The sequence below is a fragment of the Rivularia sp. UHCC 0363 genome, from assembly GCF_034931125.1.
GTDB lineage: Bacteria > Cyanobacteriota > Cyanobacteriia > Cyanobacteriales > Nostocaceae > Rivularia.
The window spans coordinates 32284-47322 of record NZ_JAYGHM010000016.1 but is presented as its reverse complement, the minus strand read 5'-3'; the positions used below and the strand labels follow the sequence as shown (position 1 = coordinate 47322).

At 38.1% G+C, this 15039-nt stretch carries 9 protein-coding genes; 6 read left to right on the top strand and 3 right to left on the bottom strand.

Annotated features, from left to right (window positions below; translation table 11 throughout):
* Positions 1–251 precede the first annotated feature (251 nt).
* The 3 genes from scyC to scyA form a co-directional block, all read right to left on the bottom strand.
* Complete coding sequence (gene scyC, locus VB797_RS11395) at positions 252–1196, bottom strand: scytonemin biosynthesis cyclase/decarboxylase ScyC (protein WP_323237794.1); 945 nt, start codon at positions 1194–1196, stop codon at positions 252–254.
* A gap of 51 nt (positions 1197–1247) precedes the next feature.
* Complete coding sequence (scyB, locus tag VB797_RS11390; protein ID WP_323237793.1) at positions 1248–2330, bottom strand: tryptophan dehydrogenase ScyB; 1083 nt, start codon at positions 2328–2330, stop codon at positions 1248–1250.
* A gap of 138 nt (positions 2331–2468) precedes the next feature.
* On the bottom strand, positions 2469–4313 hold the full coding sequence (gene scyA / locus VB797_RS11385) for a scytonemin biosynthesis protein ScyA (RefSeq protein WP_323237792.1): 1845 nt from the start codon (positions 4311–4313) through the stop codon (positions 2469–2471).
* 1396 nt (positions 4314–5709) lie between these two features.
* Between scyA and VB797_RS11380 the strand changes: the two genes are divergently transcribed.
* The 6 genes from VB797_RS11380 to VB797_RS11355 all read left to right on the top strand — a co-directional run bounded on the left by VB797_RS11380 (position 5710) and on the right by VB797_RS11355 (position 14986).
* Entirely contained in the window at positions 5710–7665 is a 1956-nt protein-coding gene (locus tag VB797_RS11380) for a scytonemin biosynthesis sensor histidine kinase (protein ID WP_323237791.1), read from the top strand.
* 275 nt (positions 7666–7940) lie between these two features.
* Positions 7941–8768 (top strand): response regulator, encoded by an 828-nt coding sequence (locus VB797_RS11375; protein WP_323237790.1) that lies wholly within the window; start codon positions 7941–7943, stop codon positions 8766–8768.
* Positions 8769–10192: 1424 nt separating this feature from the next.
* Positions 10193–10909, top strand: coding sequence for an acyltransferase (locus VB797_RS11370; RefSeq protein ID WP_323237789.1), 717 nt, complete (start codon positions 10193–10195; stop codon positions 10907–10909).
* Positions 10910–11091: 182 nt separating this feature from the next.
* Positions 11092–11787, top strand: coding sequence for an acyltransferase (locus tag VB797_RS11365; RefSeq protein ID WP_323237788.1), 696 nt, complete (start codon positions 11092–11094; stop codon positions 11785–11787).
* Between the two features lie 356 nt (positions 11788–12143).
* Positions 12144–12260 carry a photosystem II reaction center protein I gene (locus tag VB797_RS11360; protein WP_323237787.1) on the top strand — a complete coding sequence of 39 codons (117 nt, stop codon included), beginning with the start codon at positions 12144–12146 and terminating at the stop codon, positions 12258–12260.
* A 260-nt stretch (positions 12261–12520) separates the two neighbouring features.
* Complete coding sequence (locus VB797_RS11355) at positions 12521–14986, top strand: DUF3769 domain-containing protein (RefSeq protein WP_323237786.1); 2466 nt, start codon at positions 12521–12523, stop codon at positions 14984–14986.
* Positions 14987–15039: the final 53 nt, after the last annotated feature.

The window sequence follows — 15039 nt, the reverse complement described above, 5'->3', positions numbered from 1 at the left end:
GCCATCACGAGCGAGCAAGATGCCATCACGAGCGAGCAAGATGCTCGCACTACAGGCGCGTTACCTATAATATTTAATGTGCTAGACCACCAGTTTTTATTGATCATTGAATTTTACTCATAAAAATAATTAGAGATGCACCCTGGTAAATAGCTTTAGAATTCAGAATTGATAGATTTTGGATTAATTTTGTGTGAATAAGAATGGAAATGTTAAAGCAATCCAAAATCCAAAATCTAAAATCCAAAATTCTACTGTGGAATATAGCTCATTCCTCGATTAAAGCTTTCCATATTTCCAGCTTTGCTTTCCAGCATTCGCTTGATATTCATACTTTCAGCACCTAAATCTTCCAGCTGCAACTTACCGTGAGTTTCAGATTTATCTGCTTTCCAGAAACTGATTCTGTGCATAATAAAACCACGCGCTTCGGGGTCTGCAAAAGCATAAGAACATGGTATTAACAGCATGGGAGTCCGCTGATAATATTCATATTCTGGATAGTAGAATTCCTGTTCGAGCAAATAGTATTTACTCAAACTGTGCAACTTTATTGAAGCTTTTACCTTCTGGTCATACTCATCAATAAACTCACCTTCCGACTCCGTAATTTCGCCGTTAGGTCTGAGCAAATGCGCCCAATCGTCCATATTCCGCAAATCTTGCAAGAATTCGATACCCATTTCAATTGGTGCATCAACATATATAGTATCGGTATCTATAAAATGTTGTCCCTTTGCAGCCGATGTCAAACCGGCTTTACGTTCTAGATTTGCTTTGAGCGATCGACATTCAGAAGTATGTACTGTATGAATACCCTGCATAATCATGCCAGTTTGCCGCTTTGGATCGACAAAACTTAACCAATGAAAATACACTCCTTTTTCGTCCGTTCCCGGTTCTATATAATCGGTAGGGAACAGCAGTACTGGGTAAACTTGGTAATACTTTTGATATTCCAATCCACAGTGCCATTCAATACCGTAAAATTTGGGATTTTCTAGCTTCTTGACATGATAGTAAAGGTCTTCATGATATCCAGAAGCTGTTCCCCTGAAGGTATCTTCGTCAATCTGTTCTTTCATTCGGCTAAACAGCGTCCATTCATCCAGATTTTTTAAACTACAAAGATAGTCAAAAGCTGTTTTTGGTGGAGTCGCAATATAAGCAGATGTTGCAAACGTATTTTTTTCCATTTTCACCCCTCTATATAGGTCAAAGGTTAAAAGTAATAAACAAATAATTACTTAGTGCTTACCATTAGTTGAACCAGCAGTTGCTAGAACCTTTTTAAGATTTTTTGCATTAGCAATTCTTTCTTCAGCTAACTGTTTAGAAGCTGCATCTGTGGTAATTTGCTGATTTTCGGCTCGTTCAAAAATCTCTAACAACGTGTTATAAATATTCTTTACTTGTCCAAAGGCTTTCTCTTCGTTATAACCAATCATTTCGTTATAAACGTTGATTAATCCTCCAGCATTTATCACATAATCGGGAGCATACAAAATGCCTTTCTCTACCAACATCATTCCGTCTGCTTTCTCTTCACCAAGCTGATTATTCGCAGCACCAGCTACGACGCTCGCTTTGATTTGTGGGATTGTCTCGCTGTTAAGAATTCCACCCAAAGCACAAGGAGAGAATACATCTACATCTAGCCCAAAAATCTCTGAAGGTTCAACTACAGTTGCACCAAACAGACGCTGGATTTCCTCGGTTCTCTCTTTATTAATATCGGTAACGAACAGTTTTGCACCGTTTTCGTGTAAATTACGGCAAACATTCGTACCAACATTTCCCAGTCCTTGAACTGCGACTCTTAATCCTTTTAAATTAGAAGTTTTCAAGCGGAATTCCACAGCCGCTTTTAAACCTAAAAATACTCCCCATCCAGTAATAGGAGCGGGACCGCCAGATTTCTCCTCAACTCCGACAACATATCTGGTTTCTCTACTAATTTTTCGCACATCTTCTGGGGTCATATTTACATCTTGACCCGTAATAAAACGTCCGTTCAAACTATTGACAAAACGCCCATAAGCATATAACATTTCATCAGTTTTATGCTGGGGATTACCAATAATTACAGCTTTGCCTCCACCAACAGGAATATTGGCACAAGCAGCTTTGTAAGTCATACCTCGACTTAAACGCAAAGCATCTTTTAAAGCGGCTGCTTCATTGACATAGGGCAACATCCGGGTTGCTCCCATAGCTGGGCCCAAACTCGTATCGTGAATCGCAATTATTGCTTTGATATCTGGGTCTTTACCATTACAAAACAATACCTGCTCGTGTCCCATTTCGGCAACATTTTCAAAAAGATTCAATCTGTTTTTTCTCCCTAGTTAAATGCAATATCAAAATTAACTTGAAAGTAGGGAGTAGGGAGTAGGGAGTAGGGAATAGGGAATAATTTAATTTCTAACTCCTAACTCCTGACTCCTAACTCCTAACTCCTAACTTCCTTAAATATTCGGGAATGATGCTTGTGCTTTCGGCTTGTCGATAGTCGATTTGACTCCTTGAGAAGCCAGACCTTTATTACGTCCTTTGGAAGGAGCAGGTCTATCTGGATCGATCAAAACATCGATTACTACCGGACCGTTGGCTGCGATCGCCATTTCTAATGCTGCGATAATTTCAGATTCTTGGGTAACGCGGACACCTTTGGCTCCCATTCCTCTCGCAATCATTTCAAAATCTGTCTCAGGGATGGTTGCATCTGCGCCAGTCATACCTAACATTTTCATGCCTTGGTGACACATATTGTAACGAGCGTCATTAAGAACAATCCAAATTGCCGGAATTTGATATTTGACCGCAGTACTGATTTCGTTATTCATCAGCATGGCTCCATCTCCCACAATCGCTACGGCTTTACCGTTACGAACTTGAGCCGCACCAACAACACCTGTTACAGCGTGTCCCATTGCTCCAACTCCGGTACTGACTCGATAGCGATTAGCAGAACTAAAGCGCAATATATTTGTTGACCAAGTAAACGAATTACCACATTCAGCCATTACCACCGCATCACTACCATCAACAATTACCTGTTGAATTGCTTCCATCAAAACTTCTGGTCTAATGGGTGATTGTTGTCCGGGTTCCACTGGGGAACGTTCCGGCTTGGGTAATGATGAAGGTTGAAGCAATTTGACTCGATTCAAGGTTTCAACATCGGTTTCTAGTTTAAGCAGCAATTGCTGAACAAAACTTTTAATATCTGACTGAATTCCCAAAGTTTCTGCATGAGGATAAGCTACTCCCGGTACGTTGGGATCAATATCAACATGGATAAAACCTCTTTCCGGAACCATCTCGTTATTCCAAAACGATGTCGGTTCGCTCAAACGACTTCCTAATACCAAGGTGCAGATGGGAGCCTGCTCCTGCATATATGTCATTACCGAGCCGTGACCCCCCAACCCCGTAACTCCAATGAACTGGGGATGGTTTTCGCTGAGAATTCCTTTACCGCGAGGAGAACACATTACTGCTGCTCCAGTTTTCTCGGCAAGTTGGCGAATTTCATCCGCTGCATCACGCGCTCCAAATCCTAACCAAATCGCAAAGGTACCGCTCTGAAGTAAATCGACAGCTTTGGCGATCGCGCTGTCATTCGCAGCGACAGTTGAACAGCTAAGTGGTTGTTGTGGTAATCGAGTATCGCTCATCGCCATGTTCTGCACGGCAGTAGGTATACTCAAGTGAGCTACATACCCTCCAGGCTGGGAAAATCCCAAAGCAAGTTTACGAAATATTTGCGGTAATTGAGCGGCAGATTCTATTGTGCTAGCATAATTAAACACTGTACCCGTGGTGAAAATACCACTGCTGGGCAAAGTGTCGGTACTGGTTTCCTGAATCGCCCACCGTCCCCGTTGCGCTGCTGAGGTGCAAGCTGACAGCAAAATCACTTTTGCACCTTCGCCACGCGCAGCGAATAACCCGGTTAAGGCATTTGTTATACCAGGTCCTGCTGTGGTAAACACTACGGTAGGACTACCGCTAGCAAAGTACGCTTCTGTAGCGGCAAATGCTGCTCCAGCCTCGTGGCGGAAGTTCAACACTTCTACACTACTGTTGGATAAAGCGCCCCACAGTGATGCCATCGCACCTCCTGCAACGCCGTAGGCGGATTTTACTCCCAGGTTTTCCAACATTTGGGCTATTGCCTCAGCAACCGTCATACTTTCGTTGCTTTCGTCAATACTTTGGGCTACAGCCGCTTCTACATAACTTTCTTTAAGAACTTCCTTTGGCTGTAAGCTAACAGGAGATGTTCTTTTAGTAAACTTTTGAACCATTATTAAATATAAGCTCCCTGAACGAGGTTCGGGTGTTAACTAACTATTTACGACTTACGACTTCTCGGATGCTCTACCAATTACAGTCAAAACTTATGCTTGTACTTCTTAACTATTTGCTTATAACTTCACACCCAGCCGATACAAACACTGGGAATGGTTAATTACCACCTTTGCTATCAGTAAAAACAATTTTAACTGGAGAAGCAAAACCAAGACTCTGTGTTTATACAACACAGCCTACATAAATCTTATAGATAGTTGCAATGAAAAATCTTTTGATTGGCTTGGCAATTCTTTTGTTTTTGTTTACATTTCCGAGCAATATACTGCCTTAGAAGTACTTATTTACACTTTTATTTTGTGAACAAATCACCCGTGTTAATAATAATTAAGTATCTTTACACACTAGTAAAGCGGATATAAACGGCGACTAAGGTTATACAGGTATCTTTTATACCTACACATACCTGAAAATTTACTTACGTAAATAGAATCTTGTGTAGTCTCAATGCTTACAAAAGATTTTATAATCGCAAAAAACAAGTTACATAACTTAATCTATACCCAAAGATAGATGCAGATATATTTTTGATGATAATTCTCATCTCTAAGTATTTCTGGTGATAGATGCTATGGAAGTGAAGTTTGTAGTTAAATTTGAATAATGAGAGAATCAACCAAGTAATTGAGTTGGATTAGCCATTATTTATTACCTTAAAGTCGAATTTAGCTCTGTACTATCTGCGTTTTTTTCCGTGATTTTGATAGGTTAAATAAATATAGAAATTGTGCTTTATACCTTAAAATCGTGCAAATGATATTTGTTTACAAATAATGATCAACTTTAAAGGTCGTACAGAGAATATTCTTATCTAATTAGTATGAGATAATATAGTAATATAGAAAAAACATTCTATTTTCGTCGCTATCTAAGCTATTTTATAAATTTTAAGATTTTCGATTCTCTTCGATTTCCATTATTTTTAGGAACTTATTTGTTTATGATTCATATTAGATGGCTCTTCAAATTAGAAACTTATTTATAAATATTAAAATAATTCAGCAATCAGCATATATGTCGTTAATTATACCTGGGAAGCAAATTTTTCAGCAAATACGATAAAAATATAAAATTTTATGTAAAGTTATATGAATTTTCTCATTTATTTGATAAGTTATTTTAAGTGAAGCTATTTAACAGGCTTATGGTCAAATAACTTTTCCCCGAATACTCTAGGTAATAATGCTTATGAATATTAAGAGTAATGAAGTGATAACTTTCAAGATCTCAAATTCAACCTCTCAAAACCGATTACAACCTTTCGCAGGTAGCTATTGAACTTTTAAACTATGAAACCAGCATCAGCGGAACGTAACTTTCAAGAACATTATTATGATTATTGAACCGAACTTTAGATTCAAATTGGAACTACAAGAAGAGTTAAAAGTAGCTCAAATACTGATTAATCGTGTAAAGGAAGCTGCTTTTTGCATAGAAGAAAATGCCGAGTTTGTCTACGTTAACAATGCAACCTGTTCGCTTTTCGGGTATTCGCGAGAGGAAATGCTTTCAATGACCTTGCAAAAGGTAGATATTAATTGGGAGCAACACAAATGGAAACAACAATGGGATTTACTCAAGCAGAAAGGTTCGATAAATTTTAAAGGCTGTTATCGAAACAAAGCAGGGTTAGCGTTTCCCGTTGAGATGGCTTTCGTGATGGAAGAATTGGAAGGAAGGCTCGTTTGCTGCGGTTATGCTAGCAAGCATTACAACGAATTACCGGAATTTACGGTAGATTCTCCGAATATTCAGCCAAATATTCCAAATCATCTAGAGCAACGAATCGTTGAATATCAGAAAACAGACGATCGGTTAAAAACTTCCCTATCTTTATTAAGTTCAGCATTAGAATCTACTGCAAATGGCATACTTGCGATCAACTTTGAAGGAGAGATTCTTTACCACAATCAGAAGTTTCTAGATATGTGGAATATTCCACCATCGGTGAAGATATCGAGGAACTGTAGTAAAGCTAAAACTTTCTTTGAGAGCCAAGTTAAGAACATAGAAGATTTTCGGTCGTGTATTTGGGAATTGCCAGCGGAATCTGATTCGGAGAGCTATAATTTACTAGAGTTAAAAGATGGCAGAATATTTGCACACTACAGCGAGCCTTATAAAGTTGATGACAGTATTATTGGTAGAGTCTGGAGTATCTGGGATATTACAGAATCAAAACGAACCGAAAAAGCACTGAAACTGAATGAAGCAAGATTCCGCACTTTAGCTGAAAACACCGAAGCTGGGATTTTTTTAGTTAACGAAGATCGCGTTTGTTATGCAAATCGAGCCGCTGAAATGCTAACCGGCTATTCGATTAAAGAATTAGTACATAATAACTTTGAATTTGAGCAAATAGTTCAGGTCAACCAGTGCAGACAGGTACGCAAGCAGGATGGAATCACAACTTGCAAATACCAAGAAATGCAGATTTTAACCAAACAAGGTTTATCTCGATGGTTAGCTTGTACGGTCGAGCAACTTGATGGAGTGCTTGATTTTGTAGGAAAGCAAGTGACAATGATTACGGCGATCGACATTACCGATTACAAACGAGCGGAATTAGAACTCCGTCAAGCATTAGAACAAGCAAAGAAATTAAGCGAACTCAGACAGCGGTTTGTTTCGATGCTTTGTCATCAATTCCGTACCCCGCTTAACGTTGTTTCCTTCTCATCCGATTTGCTCAGACGAAACTTTCACAAATGGAGCGAGGAGAAAAATTACTCTTATCTAGATTTAATTAAAGACGCTGTAGAGCAAATTAGCCAATTGCTGGATGAAATTTTGTTGTTTGGGAAAGCTGAAGCCGAGAAGTTGAAATGTGAGCCAAGGCAATTAGACCTCAAGCAATTTTGTCGAGATATTATAGCACAAATGTATTTAGCAGGGGGCAAGCAAAAGGTCATTAATTTCCACAATGAATGTGATTGTTCCATCGGTAATGTAGACCCCAAATTATTACAGCACATCTTAACGAACTTGATTTCTAATGCCGTTAAATATTCTGTGGGTAGCACTCCCGTAACAGTGGAACTTATATGTCAGGAAGATAATGTGACTTTTAAAATCAAGGATGAGGGAATTGGGATTCCTGCTGTAGATCAGGAGCAGATATTTGAGCCTTTTTATCGAGGCAGCAACATTGACAGTATACCCGGTACCGGGTTGGGTTTATCGATTGTCAAAACACTTGCAGATTTACATGAATGTGAAATTTCTTTATCAAGTGAAGTTGGTGTTGGAACTACTTTTATTCTTAAAGTCCCATTAAATAAAGATTAAGTTTTAAATTTTAAATTTACTCTTATCCAGTTATGTAATTGAGGGAGGAAACAAATTACATCGATAATTTTAGATAAAGAAAATGGTAATTTGAATTTGAATTTGAATTTGAAATTATGGGCGATCGCTCTTAGTAAAAATTATGTACATAATCATTTAATAATCAAAAATGAATACTATTTGTATACTAATCAATATAGTCAATTCTTTTTGAAGATTTCCCTTGAACTCGGCATTTAGTTTAAACCCTTAATTCTCACTAATAATAATTAACCATGACGAATACAAGCTCAAAAAAGATACTGGTAATTGAAGATGACGCTCGTACCCGCAATATGTATTTAGACGGTCTTGAAACTGAAGGTTTTGAGATGATAACTGCTGAAAATGGAAGTGTGGGAATTCGACAAGCTCTCGATCATTTACCCGATCTAATAATTTGTGATATCTTAATGCCGGATATGGATGGGTACACCGTTTTAGAGAAACTGCGCCGAAATCCACTGACAGCAATTATTCCCTTTATTTTTCTTACTGGAAAAGGTAGCCAAGAAGATTTTCGCAAAGGGATGGAGTCTGGTGCTGACGACTATCTAACTAAACCTGCAACAGTAGAACAATTATTAAAAGCGATCGCTACAAGGTTGGAGAGAAAACAAGCTTTTTTTAGTTATTGCTACGCCAAGTATAGTAACATTTCACCATTGCGAATGAATGAAACGGCTGCATCAAACGAAGAAAAGTCTATTTTTCCTGTTGTTCCTCAGTTAAAAGAAGTCTTTGATTTTATTGAGGCTAATTATGACAAAGGAATCACCTTGAGCGATGTAGCTGATGCTGTTGGTTATTCCGCAGCTTATTTAACTAATAGAGTCGCAAAAATTACTGGGGAAACGGTAAACTGTTGGATTGTCAACCGTCGAATGGCCGCTGCACGTTGTTTACTTAAGAGTACCAGTCAAAATATCGAAGAAATTGCCACAACTGTTGGTTATCAAAATGCCTGTCATTTTTCCCGACAATTTCGACAACATCACGAAATACCACCTCAAAGCTGGAGGAAAAAACATCAAATTATCGAACGTCAGCCCGTGAAAGTATAGTAGTCAATTTGATCGGTTATGAGGAATAACAAAATAATGTCCACGTCTCGCTTCGCTTACAATTCACAACCAGCAAGCGAGATGTGTGTTATGTACTAACCCCTGCATTATTTATATAATTACTTCGTGAGTTATATAAACCTTCCCCCCAACCCTATTCCCTCCCCAGACGAAATGTTTAATTTCTTTTGCATGAGTACTTGTTACTCCTAACAGGTTCTGAGATTACCAATCTAATTTATTTCCCCTCAAATTCGGTAATTTCAGAAAGTAATTGAAATTAAAACAACTTAATACAAACCTTAATTGCTATCTAGACAAGATCAAATCAAAATTTGCATTAAAGATATTTATTGAATCTGCTGTTCAATTAGAAATTTATAGTTTGCACTATATAGTTATTTAGCTATTGAATACTTAGATTTGTGAGTATTCAATTTATTATGTTTAGGGACTATACGTAAATATAATTATCGTGAACTTAATCAAAACTTTATAAAAAAGTGATTATATTCAAGTAAATTTGATTATATTCTTTGATAAAAAGATATATATTATACGTAAATATAGAGTATATTGATTAAAATTTAGATTATGCCAAAATAAAAAAGTTGAGGGAAAAGATATCTTAATAAATTGCAACATTAAAACAGCATTTTATAGAAGTTAGATCAATTAAGGTCTATCCGATCATTGTTGCTTCACTTGAGAACAGTTTTTTTATATTATTGATGTACAAACCGTTATAGGGGTGATGCTTTTAATTAAAAAAATATTATTTCAACATAATCTAGCGAAAACTGGCTCAATATTGTGCAAATCTTCGCTATGTTACGTTTTAGCTTGATATCCGAGCTTTTTTTACAACTATCTAGATTGTGAACCAATTTAATCAATCGTTTTAATCAGCAATCAAGTTTTTTTCTAATGGGTGCAGCATTTTATATGGGAATTTTTGCCAGTTGCATTATACTCCGTGAAAAGAAAATATGTTGTATGTTGTGTAAATCAAGTGAAACTAATTGGTGCTTGCGATCGGCTAAGATATCTGACAAAGTAGCTTTAGAAAAAACAGTAAAGAGGCTTAAAAACATTGCATAGTAAGGATTATTATGCTTGATCGCTAAGACTATTTATGGGGGTCGTTTTTATTCCCTATTTTCCCCAACCCTCTTTAACAACTATTTTGTTAGCATAAACTTGTACAAAAGAGCAAAAAAAAACAATTCAATTTTTTAAATATAAATTAAATATTTGTAGACTTGATGTTATTTATATTTGGAAAAGAATGGTTCTATCGGATTATTTTATCTGTTGGATAAACAATTACTGTAGATTAATTAATATACATACATAAAATTATCTACGAGTATATTAAAGCAAAACAAATTAACCATATCTTAAGATTCTCCAACTACATCGCTATGAAAAATTATCATCCAAAATTAAATCGTCTGCAAGAAGTTATAGTAACTGGTTTATTAGGAGATTTGCCTGCGATCGCTTTGGGTCCAAATTTAAGAAAGCTTGTATATCGAAGTATTTTAGCTCATGTAGGAAAGTCAATTTATATCCAGAAAGGCGTTGAATTATTAGGTGCTTGTAATATAGAACTTGGGAATGGAGTACATCTTTTTAAAGGAGTTCGTATAGATGCTTTGGGGCATCAAAATAATAAAATTACTTTAGAAGAAGGAGTTGCTGTAGAACGTAATGTAGATATTGGAGCTTTAGATAATACCCAAATATATATCGAGCGAGGCACATTTATTGGAATTGGTACTTGTATTGCAGGACCAGGAAACGTCAAAATTGGTAAACGCTGTTTAATTGCAGCCCATAGTGGAATATTTGCTAATAACCATACTTACACAGACCCATTAAAATACATTGCCGACCAAGAAGTTACTTGTGAAGGAATTACCATCGAAGATGATTGCTGGTTAGGACACGCTGTAACGGTAACAGATGGAGTAACCATTGGTAAAGGTAGCGTTATTGGTGCGGGAGCAGTAGTTACTAAAGATATTCCTCCTTATTCAATAGCTGTTGGTACACCAGCAAGAGTTATTAAAACTCGTCTTCCTGAAGAATCCATAAATCCTCAAGATTTGAAAATAATGGCAGCAAATTCCAACTGAAAAAGCTTACGCACGAACATTCGTTCCGACAAAGTGCGTAAGTCAGTTAAACTAACTACGAATCCACAAGTGGGAGCTTCTCAATAAAATCGGGATACTTCTTAATCCGCTTGATTATTTTCATAGTTAGAATTAATCAGAAATATTAGTAGCGATTATATATAAAGGAGGGGCATATAATTATGAATAATAGAAAATTATCCAAATGGAAACGGCTACAAGAAACATTTCTAACCGTTTTGCTAACAAATATTCCTACAAAAGTTATCGGTTCCAACTTACGAACCTTTTTTTATCGCAGTATCTTTGCACGCTTAGGAAAAGAAGTGTATCTACAAGATAGCATTGAATTTATCAATACTTATTGTATAGAAATTGGCAATGGAACGCAAATTTTACGAGGTGCAAATATTAATGCGATCGGAAATCCCAACAATAAAATTTCTATTGGTGATGGAGTACAAATTCAACATGGTGTTGATATTAGAGCATTAAAGGATACCCAGATAAAAATTGGGGATGAAACATTTATTGGTCCTTACGTTTGTATTGCTGGACCCGGAAATGTGAAAATAGGTAAAAGTTGTTTGATTGCAGCGCATTCAGGATTATTTGCAAACAATCATAATTTCGCAGACCCATTTGAATATATTGCCAAACAAGGCATTACTCGTAAAGGAATCGTGATTGGAGATGACTGCTGGCTGGGACATGGTGTAACGGTAACGGATGGAGTAACCATCGGTAAAGGTTGCGTTATCGGTGCCGGTTCAGTGGTAACAAAAGATATTCCTGCTTATTCAGTAGCCGTAGGTACTCCAGCAAAAGTTGTGAGAAGCCGCATTAGCAATAAAGAATTAACAGAGGTCACAACATAAACCAATTGGTGACAATTCGTCTGTGGATGGGGTTCGGGGGAGATGGGGGGATGGGGTTCGGGGGGGATGGGGGGATGGGGAGAAATTAATTACCAACTACCAATTACCAATTACCAATTACCAATTACCAATTACCAACTACAACTTATTGAAACATATTTCTTGAAATCAACGTCCAAAAACAACAATGCCGTCTACTGAAGCGAAAAATATCGAGCTTAGAGAATGGTTACAGCGCATCTATCATTTATACCCACCAAAAATGGGTCTATTGTGGGTAATATAAAGAAGTTATCTTTTCTGCAATAGCAGATACTAAAAAGAACTTTTTCAATTAGCCCTGTGGAGAAATTGCTATGTTGACTTTAAAAATCGTTGTTTATGTTGTTGTTGGGTTATTTTTAGCTACATTTATCTTTGGATTTTTATCAGGAGACCCAGCTCGTAACCCCGGACGTAATGATTTTGAATAAATATAGTCATTTTCGTCTATAATCTTTGCTGTATTGGCAGAGGTTAGTATTAACGCCGAGGACACGTCGAAAGAACGATCGCTAATTTTAACTATTTTCTTTCGTAAGCGTGTCCTTTTTTGGGCGGAATCTGCTCGCAGGCTAAGTAGAAGGCTAAAGTTGGAAGTCGATCTTTTAAAGATTTTATGCTTTTGACTTGTTTCTTAACTGTTCTTTAGCTTGCCTTAAAGACTGTTTGTTAGCTTATATAGTGCATAAGTATGCTTCATCCAGTTCTACCGCCCGAACTACCAAATGTCCAAACACAATCCGTAGCGGATGTCTCGGCGGGTATTAGTACAAAAAATAGTACTTTACCCCAACAATCTCCTACAGCAAAAGCGATTTTTAAAGGGGAAGACAATTCCCCATCAGAATCTTTTAAGAAAACCAGCGAACCGGAAACTATTCTCCCACCAGAATTTTCGCCCGTATCTAAGGATGCGGCTTCTTTGGGGGCAAATTTGAGTATTGGTTATCAATTGGAGAATCAGCGATCGCCCCAAATTAACCATTTTGAGGCTGAGAATTTTACTCAAACGGTAAACAACGGTAAGCATTTATCTCAAGCTAAAGCCGAATCTGTTACTAAAAGTTTAACTAAAACACCGCCGAAGATTGCGAACAAACCAACAACTGCTCAAGAAACGCAAAAACCTATAAATAAACCTATAAATATAAAATTTTATTCTCAAAACACAAATACAGAAGCACCAGCGACCATAGAATTTAAGTCGCGTGAGCAAGAAGCTCAGCAAACTATACCCGTACCACAACCAGAAACGAACCCTCAGCCAACCCAGCAACCATCACAACCCCCAGCCGAAACAAGAAGGGTAATTGAAATTCTTGCTGATAAGCAGATTTATGATGAGAATCGCCGGGTTGTAACCGCTGAAGGTAACGTGGTGGTTAGGTTTGATGGGTCTGTAGTCGATGCCGATACTTTACAAGTTAATATAGATAACCTAGTTGCCGTTGGTGAAGGAAACGTTGCAGTTACCAGAGGAGAACAGGTTTTAAGAGGAAAGCGATTTACATACAACTTTATTCAAGATGTCGGCGACTTACAGGGGGGAAGCGGTGAAGTTAATATTGCCCAAGCCCAAGAAGATTTTTCTTTCACCTCACCAGATGTAGCCGCAGGTGGCGTTTCTCGTCGTCCTCCCAGCGATCGCATCACCAGAAATCAACCTTTAACTGGTATCAGCAGTCCTGGAGGAATTGGTATTCAATTAGGTGGTAGAGATGCTCGAAGTTCATTACCGGGTCAAGAAGGAGGAGAAGTTCGACGTGTACGGTTTGAAGCTGCACGAGTAGATTTTTATCCTAGAGGATGGGAAGCGAAAGATGTCACCATTACCAATGACCCATTTTCTCCCCCAGAATTAGAGTTACGTGCAGATTCGGTCACTTTAAATCAAATTTCCCCTCAACGAGATAAATTAAGATTAAGACGACCGCGTTTAGTCTTTGACCAAGGCTTAACTTTAGGTATACCGGGCTATACCAGAACAATTGATCGCAATCAAAGAGATGCTACTCCCGCTCCAGTTTCCATTGGTTTTGATGGTGATGAACGTGGTGGTTTATATTTAGAACGTTCTTTTCAAGTATTAAATACACCGCAAGTTAGTTGGAAAGTTACACCCCAGTTTTTTGCTCAAAAAGCCGTACAAAATAACAGCGGCAACTTCCCAGCACTATTTGGTTTAAAATCAAGCTTAAACGCTACCTTGAATGCGCGATCGCAAATTAATGCATCCACATCTTTGACAAGTCTCGATTTAACTGACTTAGAGAACAACCTGCGTACCAGTGTGCGATACAATTACTTACTGGGCGACACTGCAAACCCCTATCAAGCGACATTAGAATACAGCTATCGCGATCGCCTTTACAACGGTAGTCTTGGTTTCCAAACCGTACAAAGCAGCTTCGGTGGAGTGATTATTTCTCCAAATATACCTTTAGGTAAAACTGGCTTAAACTTGAGGTATCAAGCAGGCGCTCAGCAAATCAGTGCTAATACTGACCGTCAAGACTTGTTAGATGCAAATCGCAGTAACGACCGAATTTCTTTAGGACGCTTGCAAGCCAGCGCGACCATCGGCGGTGGTATTATGCTTTGGCAGGGTAAACCCCTACCGCCAACAAGAGAAGAAGGATTAAAATATACACCAAATCCTATAGTCCCCTACGTACAAACATTTGGTTCAGTAACGGGAACTGGCAGCTATTACAGCAACGGTGAGAATCAAAACACCCTCACTGGTACCATTGGGTTACAAGGACAATTCGGTCATTTTTCCAAAAAGTTTTTAGATTATACCGGCTTTAATATCAGTTATTCCCAAGGTACAAATGACGGATTATCGCCCTTCTTATTTGATCGCTATGTTGATAACAAAATCTTGAGCGCCGGTATTAGCCAACAACTTTACGGTCCATTTCGTTTCGGATTTCAAACAACTATCAACTTAGATACCAGTCAACGTACTAGTACTGACTATATATTAGAATACAACCGTCGTACTTACGGTATCAGCCTGCGTTACAATCCCGTATTACAATTAGGCGGTATAAGTTTCCGCATCAGCGACTTTAATTGGAGTGGTGGAACCGACCCATTTTCTGGAGATACGGGAGGAGTTAAGCCAGTAGTTGGGGGTGTGGAACAACGGTAAAGTCCGCCCTCAGTCCGCCCTCAGCCCGCCCTCAGCCCGCCCTCAGCCCGCCC

Coding starts and splice junctions, on each gene's coding strand:
- VB797_RS11380 (WP_323237791.1), top strand. CDS start 5,710: ATGATTATTGAACCGAACTTTAGATTCAAATTGGAACTACAAGAAGAG.
- scyC (WP_323237794.1), bottom strand. CDS start 1,196: ATGGAAAAAAATACGTTTGCAACATCTGCTTATATTGCGACTCCACCA.
- VB797_RS11355 (WP_323237786.1), top strand. CDS start 12,521: ATGCTTCATCCAGTTCTACCGCCCGAACTACCAAATGTCCAAACACAA.
- VB797_RS11375 (WP_323237790.1), top strand. CDS start 7,941: ATGACGAATACAAGCTCAAAAAAGATACTGGTAATTGAAGATGACGCT.
- VB797_RS11365 (WP_323237788.1), top strand. CDS start 11,092: ATGAATAATAGAAAATTATCCAAATGGAAACGGCTACAAGAAACATTT.
- VB797_RS11370 (WP_323237789.1), top strand. CDS start 10,193: ATGAAAAATTATCATCCAAAATTAAATCGTCTGCAAGAAGTTATAGTA.
- VB797_RS11360 (WP_323237787.1), top strand. CDS start 12,144: ATGTTGACTTTAAAAATCGTTGTTTATGTTGTTGTTGGGTTATTTTTA.
- scyA (WP_323237792.1), bottom strand. CDS start 4,313: ATGGTTCAAAAGTTTACTAAAAGAACATCTCCTGTTAGCTTACAGCCA.